Source organism: Streptomyces spinoverrucosus (assembly GCF_015712165.1).
In the GTDB taxonomy this organism is placed as follows: Bacteria; Actinomycetota; Actinomycetes; order Streptomycetales; family Streptomycetaceae; genus Streptomyces; species Streptomyces spinoverrucosus_A.
The window spans coordinates 3,081,915-3,099,094 of the sequence record NZ_JADPZX010000001.1; the positions used below are offsets into that span (position 1 = coordinate 3,081,915).

At 70.8% G+C, this 17,180-nt stretch carries 16 protein-coding genes; 10 read left to right on the forward strand and 6 right to left on the reverse strand.

The features are described 5' to 3' along the window. Window positions 1-38: 38 nt before the first annotated feature. Window positions 39-539, forward strand: coding sequence for a transcription elongation factor GreA (gene greA, locus I2W78_RS13780; RefSeq protein ID WP_196459929.1), 501 nt, complete (start codon window positions 39-41; stop codon window positions 537-539). A 148-nt stretch (window positions 540-687) separates the two neighbouring features. On the opposite strand, the gene I2W78_RS13785 is transcribed toward greA, so the two are convergent. The 3 genes from I2W78_RS13785 to ilvA form a co-directional block, all read right to left on the reverse strand. Next, window positions 688-1,533, reverse strand: coding sequence for an ABC transporter permease (locus tag I2W78_RS13785; RefSeq protein WP_196459931.1), 846 nt, complete (start codon window positions 1,531-1,533; stop codon window positions 688-690). Beyond that, window positions 1,530-2,552 carry an ATP-binding cassette domain-containing protein gene (locus I2W78_RS13790; RefSeq protein WP_196459933.1) on the reverse strand — a complete coding sequence of 341 codons (1,023 nt, stop codon included), beginning with the start codon at window positions 2,550-2,552 and terminating at the stop codon, window positions 1,530-1,532. Before I2W78_RS13790 ends, I2W78_RS13785 begins: the two co-directional genes overlap by 4 nt. Window positions 2,553-2,759: 207 nt before the next feature. Beyond that, complete coding sequence (ilvA, locus tag I2W78_RS13795; protein ID WP_196459935.1) at window positions 2,760-3,989, reverse strand: threonine ammonia-lyase; 1,230 nt, start codon at window positions 3,987-3,989, stop codon at window positions 2,760-2,762. Window positions 3,990-4,150: 161 nt separating this feature from the next. On the opposite strand from ilvA, the gene I2W78_RS13800 reads away from it, so the two are divergent. The 3 genes from I2W78_RS13800 (at window position 4,151) to I2W78_RS13810 (ending at window position 5,573) form a co-directional block, all read left to right on the forward strand. Continuing rightward, window positions 4,151-4,657 (forward strand): MarR family winged helix-turn-helix transcriptional regulator, encoded by a 507-nt coding sequence (locus I2W78_RS13800; protein ID WP_196459937.1) that lies wholly within the window; start codon window positions 4,151-4,153, stop codon window positions 4,655-4,657. Between the two features lie 150 nt (window positions 4,658-4,807). Beyond that, entirely contained in the window at window positions 4,808-5,311 is a 504-nt protein-coding gene (locus I2W78_RS13805) for a sigma factor-like helix-turn-helix DNA-binding protein (protein WP_196459939.1), read from the forward strand. Window positions 5,312-5,324: 13 nt separating this feature from the next. After that, window positions 5,325-5,573 (forward strand): hypothetical protein, encoded by a 249-nt coding sequence (locus tag I2W78_RS13810; protein WP_196459941.1) that lies wholly within the window; start codon window positions 5,325-5,327, stop codon window positions 5,571-5,573. A 7-nt stretch (window positions 5,574-5,580) separates the two neighbouring features. On the opposite strand, the gene I2W78_RS13815 is transcribed toward I2W78_RS13810, so the two are convergent. After that, window positions 5,581-6,735, reverse strand: coding sequence for a cystathionine gamma-synthase (locus I2W78_RS13815; RefSeq protein ID WP_196459943.1), 1,155 nt, complete (start codon window positions 6,733-6,735; stop codon window positions 5,581-5,583). A 166-nt stretch (window positions 6,736-6,901) separates the two neighbouring features. Here I2W78_RS13815 and I2W78_RS13820 point away from each other — a divergent pair, with 166 nt between their 5' ends. From I2W78_RS13820 to msrA, 4 genes are all read left to right on the forward strand, one after another. Beyond that, window positions 6,902-8,020, forward strand: a complete 1,119-nt coding sequence (locus I2W78_RS13820; protein ID WP_196459946.1) for a hypothetical protein — start codon at window positions 6,902-6,904, stop codon at window positions 8,018-8,020. A 410-nt stretch (window positions 8,021-8,430) separates the two neighbouring features. Then, entirely contained in the window at window positions 8,431-10,098 is a 1,668-nt protein-coding gene (locus tag I2W78_RS13825) for a M48 family metallopeptidase (protein ID WP_196459948.1), read from the forward strand. Continuing rightward, window positions 10,095-11,198 (forward strand): hypothetical protein, encoded by a 1,104-nt coding sequence (locus tag I2W78_RS13830; RefSeq protein ID WP_196459950.1) that lies wholly within the window; start codon window positions 10,095-10,097, stop codon window positions 11,196-11,198. Before I2W78_RS13825 ends, I2W78_RS13830 begins: the two co-directional genes overlap by 4 nt. A gap of 101 nt (window positions 11,199-11,299) precedes the next feature. Then, on the forward strand, window positions 11,300-11,965 hold the full coding sequence (msrA, locus tag I2W78_RS13835; protein ID WP_196459952.1) for a peptide-methionine (S)-S-oxide reductase MsrA: 666 nt from the start codon (window positions 11,300-11,302) through the stop codon (window positions 11,963-11,965). A gap of 87 nt (window positions 11,966-12,052) precedes the next feature. Here the strand turns inward: msrA and I2W78_RS13840 are convergent, their stop codons facing one another. Then, window positions 12,053-13,003: a helix-turn-helix domain-containing protein gene (locus I2W78_RS13840; protein WP_196459953.1), complete on the reverse strand. Its 951-nt coding sequence runs from the start codon at window positions 13,001-13,003 to the stop codon at window positions 12,053-12,055. A gap of 170 nt (window positions 13,004-13,173) precedes the next feature. Between I2W78_RS13840 and I2W78_RS13845 the strand changes: the two genes are divergently transcribed. Then, window positions 13,174-14,217, forward strand: a complete 1,044-nt coding sequence (locus tag I2W78_RS13845) for an NAD(P)-dependent alcohol dehydrogenase (protein WP_196459955.1) — start codon at window positions 13,174-13,176, stop codon at window positions 14,215-14,217. A 207-nt stretch (window positions 14,218-14,424) separates the two neighbouring features. Beyond that, window positions 14,425-14,808, forward strand: coding sequence for a VOC family protein (locus I2W78_RS13850; protein WP_196459957.1), 384 nt, complete (start codon window positions 14,425-14,427; stop codon window positions 14,806-14,808). Between the two features lie 33 nt (window positions 14,809-14,841). Here I2W78_RS13850 and I2W78_RS13855 read toward each other — a convergent pair whose 3' ends face one another. After that, window positions 14,842-16,935, reverse strand: coding sequence for a restriction endonuclease (locus I2W78_RS13855; protein WP_196459959.1), 2,094 nt, complete (start codon window positions 16,933-16,935; stop codon window positions 14,842-14,844). Between the last annotated feature and the right edge of the window lie 245 nt (window positions 16,936-17,180).

The window sequence follows — 17,180 nt, forward strand, 5'->3', positions numbered from 1 at the left end:
GCGATGCTTTGTATTCCCAGTACCGACGAGGAGCACCTGTGACCCAGACCAGCGAGAACGTCACCTGGCTGACCCAGGAGGCGTACAACAAGCTCAAGGATGAGCTTGAGTACCTTACTGGTCCTGCGCGCACGGAGATCGCCGCCAAGATTGCGGCCGCGCGCGAGGAGGGCGACCTGCGCGAGAACGGCGGGTACCACGCTGCCAAGGAGGAGCAGGGCAAGCAGGAGCTTCGCGTCCGCCAGCTGACCCAGCTCCTGGAGAACGCCAAGGTCGGCGAGGCGCCGACCTCGACGGACGGTGCCGTGGCGCCCGGCATGGTCGTGACGATCGCCTTCGACGGTGACGAGGACGACACGCTGACGTTCCTGCTCGCCTCGCGCGAGTACGCGAGCGCCGACATCGAGACCTACTCGCCGCAGTCCCCCCTGGGGGCCGGCGTGATCGGGCACAAGGTCGGCGAGGACGCGGAGTACGAGCTGCCGAACGGCAAGAAGGCCTCGGTGAAGATCCTGAAGGCCGAGCCGTACAGCGCCTGACCCCGCGGGCGCGGCGATGAGCCGCCCCGGCGCCGAACTCGGCCCGCCCGTTCCTGACAGCCCCCGGCGTCCACGCGACGCCGGGGGCTTCATCATGCCCAGGTCACCCCACGCTCAGGTCACCTTGCCGGGCACCGGAACGGTTCCCTCACGCCGTCGCCGAGCGGTACTTGCGCACCGCCAGGGTCCGGAATATGACGATGATCAGGGCCGAGTAGATCAGTGAGGCCCAGACCGGGTGCTCCATGGGCCAGGCGCCCGAGTTGGAGACCCCGGGGTTGCCGAAGAGCTCTCGGCACGCCTGGACCGTGGCGCTGAACGGGTTCCACTCGGCGATGTGCCGCAGCCAGGGCGTCATCCGGCTGGAGTCCACGAACGCGTTCGAGACGAAGGTGACCGGGAAGAGCCAGACCAGCCCGCCGGACGTGGCCGCCTCGGGCGTCCGCACGGACAGGCCGATCAGCGCGCCGATCCAGGTGAACGCATATCCCATGAGCAGCAGCAGCCCGAACGCGGCGAGCACCTCGCCGACGTTGGTGTGGGTGCGCCAGCCGACCAGCAGGGCGACTATCGCGAGCACCAGCAGGGTGAGCGCCGTCTGCACCAGGTCGGCGAGGGTGCGTCCGGTCAGCACAGCCCCGCGGGCCATGGGCAGCGAGCGGAAGCGGTCGACCAGCCCCTTGTGCATGTCCTCGGCGATGCCCGCGCCCGCGCCGGCCGTGGCGAAGGTGACGGTCTGGGCGAAGATGCCCGCCATCAGGAACTCGCGGTAGACGGCGGAGTCCGTGGTGCCGCCGATGTTCATGGAGCCGCCGAACACATAGCTGAACAGCACCACGAACATGATTGGCTGGAACAGCCCGAAAATGATCATCTCAGGGATCCGGGACATCCGGATCAGGTTGCGCTTGGCGACGACCAGGGAGTCCCGGACGGACTGGCCGAGCGGGTGCGGGCGCGCGGCCCGGGGTGCGGCGTCGGTGACGGCACTCACTTGACGGACTCCTTCTTGCGCTTGCGGCCCCTGGCGTCGGCGGACGTACCGCTCTCGTCGCCCTGCTCCTCGTCCTTGGTCTCGGCGACGTGTCCCGTAAGGGAAAGGAACACGTCGTCGAGGGTCGGGCGGCGCAGGCCGATGTCGTCTATCTCGATGCCTCGGGTGTCCAGCTCGCGGATCACCTCGGCGAGGAGCTTGGCACCGCCGGTGACGGGGACGGTGAGCTTGCGGGTGTGTTCCTCGACGCTTGTGTCGCCCTTGCCGAATCCGGCCAGCACCTCGGCGGCGGCCGTCATGTGCTCGCGCTCGTGCACCACGACCTCGACGCGCTCGCCGCCGGTGCGGGCCTTGAGCTGGTCGGAGGTGCCGCGGGCGATCACCCGGCCGTGGTCGACCACCGCGATGTCGTGCGCGAGATGGTCGGCCTCTTCCAGATACTGCGTGGTCAGCAGCAGTGTCGTACCGCCGGAGACGAGCTGCTTGATGACCTCCCACAGCTGCTGGCGGTTGCGCGGGTCGAGGCCGGTCGTCGGCTCGTCCATGAACATCACGGGCGGTGAGACCACCAGCGCCGCGGCCAGGTCGAGCCGGCGGCGCATGCCTCCGGAGTAGGTCTTGGCGGGCCGGTCGGCGGCGTCCGCGAGGTTGAACTGGTCGAGCAGCTCGCCCGCGCGGGCCTTCGCGGCCTTCGCGCTCATCTGGTAGAGCTGGCCGACCATCTGCAGGTTCTCCCGGCCGGTGAGGTATTCGTCGACGGCGGCGAACTGGCCGGACAGGCCGATGGAGCGCCGCACCTGGTCGGGATGCTCGACTACGTCGATGCCCGCGACGACGGCACGGCCGCTGTCGGGGCGCAACAGGGTCGTCAGACAGCGGACCGTCGTCGTCTTGCCCGCGCCGTTGGGCCCGAGCAGGCCGAGGACAGTGCCCTCGGGGACATCGAGGTCGACGCCGTCCAGTGCCCTTACGTCACCGAAGGTCTTGACCAGGCCTTCGGCATAGATGGCGCCTGGCATATGAGTCTCCACGTCGTCGGGGATGGTTCGAAGAAAGGGGGTTTGCGGGATGGGTTCGGCCAAATGGGTGGTGCCACGAGACACACCATAACGCGATGTATCGCGTCTCTCAACGGACACTACCCGAACGAGCGACGAAGAGTTCGCGATCTTGACCCGACCTCGGCCTGACCTCGGCCTTTGTCAGTCGTGCGCCGCCCCGGCGGCTCAGTCGATGACGGTGTACCCCGCCTTGCGCAGGGCCTCGCCGACCTCGACGCAGTGCGCCGGGCCCTTCGTCTCCAGGTGCAGTTCGACCTCCGCCTCCGTGAGCCCGAGCCGTGGGTCGGTCCGCACATGGCTCACGTCGAGGACGTTAGCGTCCACCACTGACAACACCCCGAGCAGCGTCGCGAGAGCACCCGGCCGGTCCGTCAGTCGCAGCCGTACGGCCAGGTAGCGGCCCTGCGCCGCCATGCCGTGCCGCAGGACGCGCTGCATCAGCAACGGATCCACGTTGCCGCCGGACAGCACCGCCACGACCGGGCCCTCGAAGGCACCCGGATCGCTCAGCAGCGCCGCCACCGGACTCGCCCCGGCCGGCTCCACGACCAGCTTCGCCCGCTCCAGGCAGAGCAGCAGCGCGGTGGACAGCTCATCCTCACTGACGGTCCGGACCTCGTCCACCAGATTTCCGATGATCGCGAACGGCACGTCGCCGGGCCGCCCGACCTTGATCCCGTCGGCCATCGTCGCCGGGTTCTCGATCGACACCGGTCGTCCCGCCGCCAGCGAGGGCGGGTACGCCGCCGAGCCCGCCGCCTGTACGCCGACGATCCGTACATCGGGCCGCAGCGCCTTCACCGCGATCGCGATACCGGCCGCGAGACCACCACCCCCGATGCCGACGACGATCGTGCGCACCTCCGGGCACTGCTCCAGGATCTCCAGGCCGACAGTGCCCTGACCGGCGATGATGTCCGGGTGGTCGAAGGGGTGGATGAACACGGCGCCGGTCTCGGCGGCGTACTCCTGCGCGGCGGCCAGGGTCTCGTCGACGACCTGTCCGTGCAGGCGCACCTCGGCGCCGTACTCACGCGTCGCACTGATCTTCGGCAGCGGGGCGCCCTTCGGCATGAACACGGTGGAGTGGACGCCGAGCAGCGAGGACGCCAGGGCGACGCCCTGCGCGTGGTTGCCGGCGCTCGCGGCGACCACGCCGGCCGCGCGCTCCTCGGGCAGCAGGCCGGCGATCCGGATGTAGGCGCCGCGCAGCTTGAAGGAGCCGGTCCGCTGGAGGTTCTCGCACTTGAGGTGGACCGGGGCCCCCACCAGCTGGGTCAGATACCTGCTGCCCTCCATGGCAGTGACACGTGCAACGCCGGTGAGCATCTTCTGCGCGCCGCGTACGTCGTCGAGGGTGACCGGGGGCAAGGGGGCGGCCTCGCGGTAGTTCATGACTCAAGTCTCGCAGTTCACACGCCACGACAGCCGCTGTGACCAACGTCCGAGACTGGTTTGCGCAGCGCCGGTACGGCCTGCCTCCCGGCCGCGTACCCTGTCCCCCAACCCAGCACCCAGCATGAAGTGAGCCCCCGGCCATGCCCACAACACCTGAAATGTCGATGGACATGACGACCGTCGGTGACACCGGTCTTCTCGACGCGCTGCAGCACGAGGTGGCGGTGTTCGCCCGGCGTGCCGAACAGACCCGGCTCGGCGGGGTCGGGCAGGTGCGCAACTCCATGGACCGCGCCGCGTACCTGCTGCTCAACCGGCTCGACAAGGAGGGGCCGATGGGCGTCAAGGCGCTCGCCGCGAGCATGGGCATCGACTCGTCGACGGTCACCCGGCAGGTGGCTCCGCTTGTCGACACGGGCCTGGTCAAGCGGACCTCGCACCCCGAGGACGGGCGGGCGGTGGTGCTGCAGCTGTCCCCGCGCGGGTCGGCGCGACTGGAGGAAGTGCGCTCGTCGAGGCGTCAGTTGATGGCCGAGCTGACACACGACTGGGCGCCGGAGGAGCGCGAGGCGTTCTGCACGCTCCTCACCCGCTTCAATCACGCCCTCTCGGCCCGGATGGCGGTCCAGGGGGTGCCGGGGGCGGAAGCGCCGTCGGCTTCCTGAGCAGTCGGCCTGCTGAGCCGTCTGCCTGCTGTGAGCCGTCGGCCTGCTGAGCCGGGGTGCCGCGTAGCCCCACCCTGCGCGACTCTTGACCGAAAGCGCGCGCCTGCCCTCATATGAGAGTCCTCAGGTCGGTCTCAGGCAGGAGGGGCGGTGCGCGAACGGCAAGCGTCCCAAGGTGCCCGCCGGGTCCGGGAGTTCGAGGCGTTCGTCGCGGGGGCGGCGGGACGGCTGCTGCACACCGCCACGCTGCTCACCGCCGAGGTCCCGAACGCCAACCCGCGCGCGCGGCGCCTGCTGACGCTGGCCCTGGCCCACACGTACGCCTCTTGGGACCGGCTGCGCGGCGAGGATCCGTACGACCGCACGCGCGCGTACCTCGCCGTCCGCTTCGCCCACCGCGCCTGGCACCAGTACGGCGCCCTCGGCCGGGCCCGCCCGCACCCGGCCAGTACGCTCGCGGTCCTCAGCCCGCAGGAGCGCCTGGTACTGGTCCTCAGGCTGTACGAAGGAGTTGCCGAGGAACAGACGGCAGCACTGCTCGGACTGCCCACCGAACGCGTCCGCGCCGTCTGCCACCGGGCCATGACGACGCTGTTGCACCCGCCCCGGCCGCCCGCACCCTCGACGACGGGCGCGCAGGTGACGGCCTCATGATCGGGACGTCCCGGTGAGCCGGGTCGATCGGGAGGCCACCGCACGGCGGATCATGGAGCGGACGCCGCCCCGGGTACCGCCGGACCTGTCCGCCGACGCCGTGCGGCTCGGCGACCGTCTGCTGCGGCGCCGGACCCTAGCCCGGCGTGTGGCCTGGCTGCTGCTGTGCGCGGCGACCGTGGCGTTCACCGTCTGGGCACTGACCGCGCGTCCCTGGGTGGAGCCGCCGTCGGAGACGACTCCACCGCTCACCGGCTGGTAGCCGTCGGCTAGCCGAGCGCCTGCTGCAGGTCCTCCAGCAGGTCGTCGGCGTTCTCGATGCCCACGGAGAGGCGGACCAGGTCGGCCGGGACCTCCAGGGCCGAGCCGGCCGCCGATGCGTGCGTCATCCGGCCCGGGTGCTCGATCAGCGACTCGACGCCGCCGAGGGACTCGCCGAGGGTGAAGATCTTGGCCCGGTTGCAGACCTCTACGGCCGCCTCCTCGCCGCCCTCGACCCGGAAGGAGATCATGCCGCCGAACGCCCGCATCTGCTTGGCGGCGACCTCGTGACCGGGGTGGTCCGGCAGCCCCGGGTACAGCACGCGCGTCACGCGCGCGTGCCGGGTGAGCATGTCGGCGATCTTGCCCGCGTTCTCGCTGTGCCGGTCCATGCGCACGGAGAGGGTCTTGGTGCCGCGCAGCACCAGCCAGGAGTCGAAGGGCCCGGCGACCGCGCCCATCGCGTTCTGGTGGAACGCCAGCTCCTCGCCGAGCCCCGCGTCGCCGACGATCAGCGCGCCCCCCACGACGTCCGAGTGGCCGCCCATGTACTTGGTCAGGGAGTGCACCACGACGTCCGCGCCGAGCGACAGCGGCTGCTGGAGGTACGGCGTGGCGAAGGTGTTGTCGACGACGAGCCGGGCGCCGGCGTCCCGGGCGACCTGGGCGACGGCGGCGATGTCGGTGATGCCGAGCAGCGGGTTGGAGGGGGTCTCCACCCACACGACCTTCGTCTTCGGGGTGATGGCGGCCCGTACGGCCGCGGGGTCGCTGGTGTCGGCGACCGACCATTCCACCCCCCACCGGGCGACGACCTTCGCGAACAGCCGGAACGTGCCGCCGTACGCGTCGTTGGGGATGACCACGTGGTCGCCGGGGGTGAGCAGCGTACGCAGCAGGCAGTCCTCGGCCGCCAGTCCGGACGCGAACGCGAGGCCGCGGCGGCCGCCCTCCAGGGCGGCGAGGTTCTCCTCCAGCGCGGTCCTGGTCGGGTTGGCGCTGCGGCTGTACTCGTAGCCGCCGCGCAGACCGCCTACCCCGTCCTGCTTGTAGGTGGACACCTGGTAGATCGGCGGGACGACCGCTCCGGTGAGAGGGTCGGCCGTGTTGCCCGCGTGGATGGCGAGCGTCTCGAAGTGCTGACTGATGTGCCTGTCGCTCATGGGAACCGAGCGTAAGCGCTCGGCTGGGGGTGCCGCAGGGCTCGGCGGGGTATTTCCGGAGACGGCGGGTCCAGGTCACGGCCCCGGCACCGTCGTTCGGGAAGTTTTCCACAGGCCCGGCGGACGAGGTTGGCCAATTGTCGGCGGCGTCTGGTTCGCTTGAGGCATGGAAATTCTCTGGGTCCTGATGGGCTTGCTCATGATCGGCTTTGTGCTGGGTCCGCTCGTGATGCGCAGGCGCAGGGGGATAGAGCTGGTCAGGCCGGGCCACCCGGATGCCGCGGACCCCGCGAACTACGGCTTCGCACGGCAGGAGGAGCTGGACGTGCGCATGCCCGGCCCCGACCAGGACCTGCTGGACGTCCTGGACCTGGTGCAGCGCACGCAGGACCACCGGGCCGCCGCGCAGCTCCTCGCGGGGACGGAGGCGGAGGGCGAGCGGCGCTGGCAGCGTGTGCAGGCCTTCGCCGGTGCCGCGGCGCTGGAGCTCCAGCAGCGGCCGGGCGGCGTCAGCGAGACGCCGGGCGGCCAGTGGCTGCGGGTGTGGCGGGCCGAGGCGCCCAAGGACGCGGGCGGCGCGGCGGTGCACGCCGAGTTCCTGGTGCAGCAGGCGTGGCGGACGGCGACGCCCGGCACGGACGAGTTCCGGATCATCATGGAGGAGGCGAAGGCGGCGTGCGGCGAGGCGGCGCTGCTCGCACCAGGTGACCCGATCCCGTACATCATCGAGCTGTCGGTGGCCCGCGGCCTGGCCTACCCGCGCGAGGAGTTCGAGCAGCTCTGGCTGAAGATCCTGGACCGCGCGCCGAACCACATGGGCGCGCACTTGGCCGCGCTGCACTACTGGTGCGAGAAGTGGCACGGCTCGCGAGAGCTGGCGTCCCAGTTCGCGGAGGCCGCGGCGGCCCGCGCGCCGCAGGGCTCGCTACTGGCGGCGATGCCGCTGTTCGCGGTGTTCGAGCACCTCCCCGAGGTCAACCTGGTCGCCGGCTTCTACCAGAGCGAGGTCGTGACCAAGGCGATCCACGGCGCCCTGCACGCGGTGCACTCGGCTCGCGCCGACGACCCGATGCTGGCGCATGTGCGTCATCTGCTGGTGTTCTTCCTGGTCCGCTCCGAGCGCTGGGCAGAGGCGATGAGCCAGCTGATACACATCGACGGCCATGTGGGGGCCCTGCCCTGGACGCTGTCCCCGGACCCGGCCGCCGAGTTCGCGGTCTACCGGGCGCTGGCGGTGGCGGGCTACGAGGCGAACGGCGGCAGCCCGGCCACGCTGCTGCGCTGAGGGCGTGGCTGCCGGAGGCAGGCCGGTCCGAGGGACGCCACGCCAAGGGCCGGTCCACCGCCACACCGCCACGCCAAAGGCCGGTCCGCCGCCACACCGCCACGCCAAAGGCCGGTCCGCCGCCACACCGCCACGCCAAAGGCCGGTCCGCCGCCACACCGCCACGCCAAAGGCCGGTCCGCCGCCACACCGCCACCGGCCTGCCATGAACACGTCTTGCACGTCAACCCGCCGGTAGGCGATACTCCGCTTCCCCCCACAATCATGATCACGGCGGACCACGCCGGGCTGTGAGCCCACCTCACGCCCGCCGCGATCACCCGCATCACCCGCATCACCCGCATCACCCGCGCCACCCGTTTCACCGCATTCCGTTGCATTCACCGCATCCCGTGGGGGGACCCTGACCGATGGGCGCGACACTGCGCGCGCTGCGCGCTCTTGTGCTGCTCGCCGGCTTCTATCTGCTCGGCGTCCTGCTGCTGGCGGCCCTCGCCGGCGTCGACTACCTGCTGTACCTGCACGCGCCGTCGGGCGTCGCGGCGAAGCTGTACCTCGTCTCCGTACTCCTGGCGATCCCGCTGATCCGCGGCCTGATCATGTTGCGGACACCGAAGGAGGAGGAGGCCGCCGGTCTGCCCGTCACGGAGGCCGACGAGCCCGAACTCTGGCGGACCGTAAGGGAGCTGGCCGACCAGGTCGGCACCCGCGCCCCGTCCCGCATCGTGCTGACCGCCGACGTCAACGCGGCCGTCGCCGAGAACGGCCGCCTGCTCGGCCTGCTGCCCGGCCCGCGCCGCCTCTACCTCGGCGTACCCCTCCTCCAGGGCCTGACCGAGGCACAGCTCAGGGCGGTCCTCGCCCACGAACTGGGCCACTACTCCAACTCCGACACCCGACTCGCCGCCCTCACCGTGCGCGGCCGCGCCCAGATCCTGCGCACCATCGGGCACTTCGAGGAGCGTGCCGGAAAGACCACGGCACGCGAACAGGCCCGCCAGGAGAAGAAGAACGCCAAGGCGGCCGCCAAGGGCAAGAAGCCGCGCGAGGTCGACACCGGGCACGCGGGGATCACGTACCGCACCATGGCCCGCATCTACATCGCGTACGCCAAGCTGTACTTCCGCGCCACCCTGGCCGGCGCCCGCCGCCAGGAGTACGCCGCCGACGCCGCGGCCGCCCGCATCGCCGGCCGTGACGCCACCGCCTCGGCGCTGCGCGAGATCCCCGTCCTGGACGCCGCGTTCGGCTTCTACACGCGCTGCTACGCCACCCTCGGCACGGAGGCGGAACTGCTGCCGCCGCGCGGCGAGGTGTTCGGCGGTTTCGGCCGGATGCTGACCGCCCGCCAGCTCGAACTGGCCGGCCTGCGCACCGAACTGCCGACCGAGCCGACGTCGCCGTACGACTCCCACCCGCCGATCGCCGACCGGGTGCACCGCGTCGAGGCACTGCCCGCCGACAGCCGCACGGACGAGGGCAAGGGCGCCGCCCTCGGCCTGCTGTCCGCCCCGGAGCGGACCGTGGCGGCCCTGGAGGACGCGGTCCTGACGGAGGAGGTGCGGCGGTTCCGGCGTACCAGCGACTGGCAGGAACTGCTCGACGGCTCCATGTCCGGACAGCTCGCCACCCTCAACACCCCGCTGCACCGGGCCCTGGCCCTCTACACCAAGGCCCGCCCGACTCTGCCCGCGCTGCTCGACCTGATCGACGACGGTCAGCTCTGGCAGCTGGCGCGGCGCCTGCCGCTGTCCGGCGAGGCGGCGGCCGCGAAGGGGCGCGCCTTCCGCGAGTTCGTACGGCCCACCCTGTGCGAGTCGCTGCACAGCATGGTGCTGGCCGAGTTCAGCGCACGCGCGCGGGTGCGCTGGGAGTTCTCCTGGGAGCAGCCGGCGACCGCGCGTCTGCTGCCGGCGCCGGGCGAACCGGCGCCGGACCCCAACGGAGCACTGGATGCCGCGATCATCGCCGCGGTGGAGACCGCCCTCGCCGACCACCCGGACACCGGCCCGCTGCGCGCCCTGCTGCCCCCCATGCCCAACAATCCGGCGAACCGAGAAACGGACAGCTCCCGATGACCGTAGTGCTGTGGATCCTGGGCATTCTGGCCGTGCCCACACTGATCTTCGTCGTGTGGCTGGCCGGAGTGTTCCTGAAGGAGTTCTTCTCCGCCGGCTCGTCCGACGGCGACGACGACAACGGTGCCGAGGCGGCCGAGAAGCTCGGCCTGCTGCCCGCCGACCGGCAGAACACCGAGTACGCCGGCCCGCTGCCCGCCGGCTGGGAGGCCGCGCTCGGTGCCGTGCGGGGCGGGGACTGGAAGGCGGGAGCCGAGCTGATGAGCGGCATCGGGCGGGACTGGGAGCGCCGGTCGGCGGCCGCGTACCTCCTGGCCGACATCGCGGCCGAGGACGACGAGTGGCTGCTCGCCTGGGAGTCCGACCGCCCGGAGGACCCGGACGCGGCCGTGGTCCGGGCGCGCAGCTCGGTCATCCTGGCGTGGAAGATCCGGGGTGGCAAGCGGGCCGACTACACGACGAGCGAGCAGTTCGCGGGCTTCCATCGGACGCTGGAGCGGGCCCGTGAGGACATCGCCCGGGCGGCGGCGCTCAACCCGGACGACCCCACGCCGTTCATCGCGGAGATCTGGGTCGCGCTCGGCCTCGGATATCCGCACTCCGAGATGGACAAGCTGTGGGCGGAGATCACGAGCCGTGCCCCGTACCACTACGAGGCCCACTTCTCGGCGCTCCAGTACTGGTGCGAGAAGTGGCGCGGCTCCAAGGAGCTGGCCACCGAGTTCGCCGAGCGGGCGGCGGCGAAGGCACCGCTGGGCAGTCTGCTGACCGTGCTGCCGCTGATCGTGCACTTCGAGCACGACGACTCGAACGACACCGAGGTGGACCGCACGCCCGAGATGGTGGCCCGGGTGGACGCCGGCCTCGCGGACGCCGCCGCGGCCGACCCGGCCCATCCGCGGCTGCCGGAGCTGCGTCACATGCTGGCCTTCTACCTGTCGCTGCAGGACCGGGACGAGATGGCGATCGAGCAGTTCAGGCTCGTGGACGGGTATGTGAATGCCCTGCCCTGGCGTTACCGGGGTGGCGGTGCCGACATGGCCGCGCACTACTGCCGCATACGCAACGGGTCCGCGCAGGTGGTCGCCGCCGAGGGCTGACGGACGTCCGGAATGCGGGGCGGCGCTGGGACGTTCATCCAGTGTCGTCCCGTAGAGACCGGGAAGGCCCCGTTGTAAGCCCGGGAAGAAGGAGCCCCGACATGCTGTTCGGCCGTACACCCACCCTGCCCACCCCCGAGCAGGCACTGAAGGGCCGCCCGGAGCCCGCCTTCACGGTTCCCGACCGCCACACCGTCCTCGGCAACCCGCTGCTCGGCCCCTACCCGGAGGGCCTGGAGATCGCCGACTTCGGCCTCGGCTGCTTCTGGGGCGCCGAGCGCAAGTTCTGGCAGCTCCCGGCGGGCGTGTGGACCACCCTCGTCGGCTACCAGGGCGGCCACACCGAGCACCCCACGTACGAGGAGGTCTGCTCGGGCCTGACCGGCCACACGGAGGTCGTCCGCGTGGTCTACGACCCGAAGGTGATCTCGTACGACCGCCTCCTGAAGACCTTCTGGGAGGCGCACGACCCGACGCAGGGCTTCCGCCAGGGCAACGACGTCGGTACGCAGTACCGCTCGGCGATCTATCCCCACACCCCGGAGCAGGCCGCGACGGCTGAGACCTCCCGCGAGGCGTACCAGCAGGTCCTGACCGGCTCGGGCTACGGCCGGATCACGACGGAGATCCTCCCGGCGGAGGACCGGCCGTTCTATCCGGCGGAGGGGTACCACCAGCAGTACCTGGACAAGAACCCGGCCGGCTACTGCGGGATCGGCGGCACGGGAGTGTCGTGCCCGATCGGTGTGGCGCCGGCGGAGGGCTGATCCCCGGGGTGACCCCGACGGTTCGCCGGGGTCACCCTGACGGTTCCCCGGGTTCCCCCCGACGGTGTGCCCGGCCTGACGGAGCCCTCAGGTCGACGACGCCGAAGACCCCGTCCCCGCTCGCGTCGCGTCCCTCCCCCAGCTGGCCAGCAGGCGGAGGGCCTCCGCGGACGGGGAGCCGGGCTCGGCGTGGTAGGTGATCAGGGACTGCTCGGCGTCGTCGATCATGCGGAACGTCTCGAAGGACAGGGACAGTTCACCGACGAGCGGGTGGTGGAGCCGCTTGACGCCGTAGCTCTTCTCCTTGACGTCATGGGTGGCCCACAGCCGCCGGAACTCCTGGCTCTTGACGGAGAGTTCGCCCACCAGGGCCGACAGACGCGGGTCGTCCGGATGGCAGCCGGCGTCCATGCGCAGAAAGGCGACCATGTCGGACGCCTTCTGGTCCCAGTCCACGAACAGCTCGCGGTACTCCGGCTTCAGGAACACCAGCCGCGCCCAGTTCCGCTCCTGCGCCGGCAGTGCCGTCCAGTCCCCGAAGAGTGCCTCGGCCATCCGGTTCCAGGCCAGGAGGTCCGAGCGACGGCCCACGATGTAGGCCGGGACGCTCTCGATCGAGTCCAGCAGCTGCTGCAGCGCGACCCTGACCTGCTGGTTGCGTGCGGCCGGCTTCTTCTTGTGCTGCTTGGGCTTGGCCAGGTGTGTGAGGTGGGCATGCTCGGCGTCGGTCAGCCGTAGCGCCCGCGCGATCGCGTCCAGCACCTCCGCCGAGACGTTCCGCCCGTTGCCCTGCTCCAGCCGCGTGTAGTACGCCACCGACACCCCGGCCAGCTGGGCCAGCTCCTCGCGGCGCAGTCCCGGGACCCTGCGGTGCCGTCCGTAGTCCGGCAGCCCCACGTCCTCCGGCTTCAGCCGGGCCCGTCGGCTGCGCAGAAACTCGCTGAGCTCGGCGCGCCGGTCCAGGCTGCCGGCGGGCTCCTGCACGGGCGCGCCAGGTCCACCGCCGGGCTCCGGCACGGGCAGGGGCTGTTCGTCCATACGTCCAGTATTCACGGTCGTACGCACACGAGCCTGTCCCCGCCAGTGGTAGGCACAGCGGACGTACGCAAAGCCGTGACCTGGGTGGATGCGCGATCCGGCGGCAGCCTGGATGGCGTGCCCGGTCGGAAGGCAGCCGGGCGCGATCACATCGCTAGGAGACCCCCGGCATGACCACTGTCACCGCATACGCCGCCCCCGCCGCCAAGGCTCCGCTGGAGCGGACCACGATCGAGCGGCGGGAGGTCGGTGAGTTCGATGTCCTGATCGACATCAAGTACGCCGGAATCTGTCACTCCGACATTCACCAGGCCCGTGAGGGCTGGGGTGAGGCCATCTTCCCGATGGTGCCCGGCCACGAGATCGCCGGCGTCGTCGCCGAGGTCGGGCCCGGTGTCACCGGGTTCGCCGTCGGCGACCGGGTGGGCGTCGGCTGCATGGTCGACTCCTGCCGTGAGTGCGAGAACTGCAAGGCCGGTCAGGAGCAGTACTGCACCGGCACCGGCATGGTCGGCACGTACAACGCCCTCGACAAGAACGGTGAGCCGACCTACGGCGGCTACTCGCAGAAGATCGTCGTCGACGAGAACTACGTCGTGCGCATCCCCGAGGGCCTGTCCCTGGACGAGGCCGCGCCGCTGCTGTGCGCCGGCATCACCACGTACTCCCCGCTGAAGCACTGGAACGTCGGCCCCGGCAAGAAGGTCGCCGTCCTCGGCATGGGCGGTCTCGGCCACATGGCCGTGAAGATCGCCCACCACCTGGGCGCCGAGGTCACCGTCCTGTCCCAGTCCCTGCGCAAGCAGGAGGACGGGCTGAAGCTGGGCGCCGACCACTACTACGCCACCAGCGACCCCAAGACCTTCGAGGAGCTGGCGGGCACCTTCGACGTCATCCTGTCGACGGTCTCGGCCCCGCTGGACTTCGGCGCCTACCTCGGGCTGCTGAAGACCGACGGCGCGCTGGTGAACGTGGGCGCGCCCGAGGAGCCGATCTCGCTGAACCTCTTCCCGCTGCTCATGGGCCGCAAGACGCTCGCCGGTTCCGCCATCGGCGGCATCGCCGAGACCCAGGAGATGCTGGACTTCTGCGCCGAGCACGGCTTCGGCGCCGAGATCGAGCTGATCCGCGCGGACCAGATCAACGAGGCGTACGAGCGGGTGCTGGCGAGCGACGTCCGGTACCGGTTCGTGATCGACACCGCCACGATCTGATCGTTCGTGTGGCTTTTCGGCGGCCCGGTAGCCGGCGGAGCTACGGGCCGCCGACGAGCGAGGTGAGGACGCCGAGCGGGATCTCCAAGGGCGGGTGCGCCGTCCAGGAGGGGCGGGTCTAGCGTGGAAGTGAGGACGACACCGGTGGAGACCGGAGTAGCCCGGTGGAGGCCGGTGCGGACCGGAGCAGACCGGAGGAGGCCAGCCATGACGGTCCAGCTGAACCACACCATCGTCGCCGCCCACGACAAGGAGACCTCGGCCCGCTTCATCGCCGACGTGCTCGGCCTGGAGGTGCGCCCGCCGTACGGCCCCTTCACCCCCGTCGAGATCTCGAACGGCGTGACCCTGGACTACATGAACGAGCCGGGCGACATCACACCCCAGCACTACGCCTTCCTGGTCTCGGAATCCGAGTTCGACACGATCTTCACGCGCATCCAGCAGGCCGGCCTGACCTACTGGGCGGACCCGCACCACACCCGTCCCGGCGAGATCAACCACCGCGACGGCGGCCGCGGCACGTACTTCGACGACCCCAACGGGCACAACCTGGAGATCCTCACCCGGCCTTACGGAAGTGGGGGCTGAGGAACTCGGCCCGCGCTCGCACAGCGATCGGCACTACGCCACGTCGATGCCGAAGTCCCGGACCAGCGCCTCAAGCCCGCCGGTGTAACCCTTGCCGCCGCCGACGAAGTCCCAGTCACCGCCGGCGCGACGGCGGAAGGAACCGAGCACCAGGGCGGTTTCGCCCGACCGGCCGTCGGCGACGTCGAGTCGGTCGAGTTCGGTCATGGCGGGGTCCAGCAGTCGGATCGCGGCGTCCGTGAAGCCGGAGAGATCGGCCTCGGGATTCACGACCGGATCGACCGCGGCGACGAGGACGAGCCGGTCGGCTTGGGCAGGGAGCGCGTCGAAGGCCACCCGGATCGCGGTCTTGTCGGGTGCGGTGGCGGTAAGGGCGCGGACGGTGCCGTCGGGTGTCCGAGGGTTGTTGAAGAAGACGAAGTGGTCGTCGCTGAGGACCCGCCCGCCGCCGCAGACGAGTGCGCACACGTCCAGGGCGACATTCCCCGCCCACGACAGGCCCAGGACGTTGTGGTCACCGCCGTCGTCCGTCCGGTCCCCGGCGTCCGGCGTCGCCCGCCCGGTGGGTGACGCCGGCTGCGCACCGTCCCCGAGGCGTCCGCGGAGTCCGTGACGGTGCAGCAGGTCGACGAGTTCACGGCCCGATACGAGTTCCAGGGGCTTGCCGTTGGCGAAGGTGTGTGCGCCCGGCCCGAATCCGGACGTCGTGACCAGGACTCCCTTGTTCGCGCCGACGTCCTGCACCGTGCCGTACAAGTCCCGGACGGCCGTCGGGGGAACGGTGTTGCGGTAGCGCTTCACCTGGACGACGATCTTGCCGCCCCGGATCGGCGTGGGGTCCAGGGCGTCGACATCGACTCCGCCGTCGTTGGACCGCCGGGTGGTCACCGCCCGCATCCCCATCGCGCGGAACAGGTCCGCGACCAACGACTCGAAGGCGATCGGGTCCATCTCGTACAGATCCGGCTCCTCGTCGCTTCCGTGTGTGACCACGCCGTTCCCGACATCCGAGGGGCTCCGGCTCGGCCGTACGGCGGCATGGTCGTCCGGGCGGGCGGACAGCTGCCCCCGAAGGCCGTCCACGAGGCAGTCGGTGGGGTTGACCTGTTCGAGGTGCAGCTCCATGAGAACCGAGCGAGGAGCCATGACCGTGGCCAGGAAGATGTGCGTCCGGCGGCCGGTCACCGGATCGTGGTCGTCCACGAAACCGTTCAGCGCCACCGACTCCAGGACACCGAACTCGTCCGCGGCGAAGAGATCGTGCAGCACCAGCAGGACGCACTGCGCGAGGACGTTCCGGTACAGGGCACGGCGCTGGGTGACGGGGCGGGACGTCTCCTTGTCCTGGTCGGTGCTGGGCTGGTACCGCACCGACTTCGCCTCGGGGACCACGTCGTACCTCGGCAGCTCCCAGTCCAGCACCAGCTGCCGTGCCGCCGCGTCGTAAGCCGCCGCGACCTGACGAGGAAACCCCTCCGGCCAGACGGCGCAGGAGTAGAGGGCGGCGGAGAAGTACTGCACCACGGCCTCGGGGTCCTTGTCGCGCAGGGCATCCGTCATCCCGGCGACGCCCGCGTTGTGCCGGCGGATCTCCGCCAACTGGGCGGCGGCCCACCGGTCGTACTGACGCCGGTACTCCGACAGTTGCCGCTGCCGCTGGGCCTCCGCGGCCTGCGCCGCATGCCAGTCGCGTTCGAACCGGGCTCGCGCCTCCGCCTGCGCTTGAGCACGCCTGCCGGCGGTCCAGCCGCCGCCCTGCGCCTGATACTGGTTGGGGTCGGGCATACGCACCGGGGTCGCGAGCGCGCCGGGCGAGAACGGCTCCAGTTGTTCGGCGCGCATGAGCGTTGCCGCCCTGAACGCCGGAGCCCGGCAACCGGTGACCAGCAGGGCCCGCAATACCTCGACCCGGGCGTCCAGTTCGGCGGTCCGCCGCCGGGCATCCGCCTCCCGCTGCTGACGGTACGCCGCCTGCTGCTCGCGTTGACTACGGGCGAGCTCCCGCTGGTACGCGCGCTGCTGCCGCTCGTACTCCCGCTGCTGCCTGGCCTGCGCCTCCACCTGACGCTGCTGCTGGCGCTGCATCTCCGCCCAGACACCGATCAACCCATCGGAGCGACGACTCATCCCCTACAGGCCCTCCCCCAGAACACGGGCACGACGTGCCAAATCCGCCGACCCCCACAACCGGCGGTAATTGAACGACTTTATCCCGCAACCGCTCGTCCGCCCACCCGCTTGCCCCTGGCAAATCACCCTTGCGTTTGCCGCAGTTGACGCCAGACGGAGTGCTGAAGCACGAGAGCCCGCCGGAAGCTGGGCTTCCGGCGGGCTCTCGCTCAGGGTTTCAGCGAAGTCCACCCAAGGAACGG